This window comes from Pseudovibrio sp. POLY-S9, assembly GCF_001431305.1.
Taxonomy (GTDB): Bacteria; Pseudomonadota; Alphaproteobacteria; order Rhizobiales; family Stappiaceae; genus Pseudovibrio.
This window is the reverse complement of the sequence record NZ_LCWX01000224.1, coordinates 1-645: the sequence shown is the minus strand read 5'-3', so window position 1 is coordinate 645 and position 645 is coordinate 1. Positions and strand designations below refer to the sequence as shown.

Genomic DNA, 645 nt, shown 5'->3' with positions numbered 1-645 from the left:
CGCGCGGGTGGCAGCGGTTTCGAAGCTATCCAGATAACCTGTTCCAAGGGCAGCTTCCTTCAGAGCATCCAATAAACCTGTCATTGGCCAGCGTCGTCCAACCTCCGACTTCAATGAGGATAGCCCTTTGGGCTCTGGGGCTGGCTCAAACGGGCTGACAGAGATACGGTTCTTGCCACTCCATCGCAGCCTGACCTTGTCATTATAAGGCAGTGATGCGTTAAGCTGGCGTAGCTCGTCTTCCAAGGATGTTTTGACCTCGGAAACAAATGCTTCTGCATCTCGCGTGAGCTTCAGCCCGGCATAGTAAGTCTCGCGCCGCTCAGCAAAGTCTTTTGGCAGGTCTTCATCCGGATTGCGGTAGCGATCGGCCCCAACCACCCAGATTTCCTTGGCGCGGATACGCTCGCGTAGCTGGGTCAGGAGACATAGCTCAAAGGAAATGACATTCACCCGGCCTTTGTCATCAAGCACGCTATCGCGCCACTTCGCGGGAATAGCCCCAGCAGGCACGTCCCCTTCAGCGACAAACCGCTTACCTGACTTCGGGGTCGATTAGGGCTCAGTGATAAATCGTACGCTAAGCAATTTCCGCTTTCCTCTTGCGCCAGATGTACTGTCCGATGAGCAGGATGTGTTCCCATC

Annotated in this window: 1 pseudogene; it reads right to left on the bottom strand. The window is 55.0% G+C overall.

The annotated features are described in order from the left end of the window. A pseudogene (locus tag PPL9_RS22600) lies at window positions 1-513 on the bottom strand (Tn3 family transposase); the annotation flags it as partial. Between the last annotated feature and the right edge of the window lie 132 nt (window positions 514-645).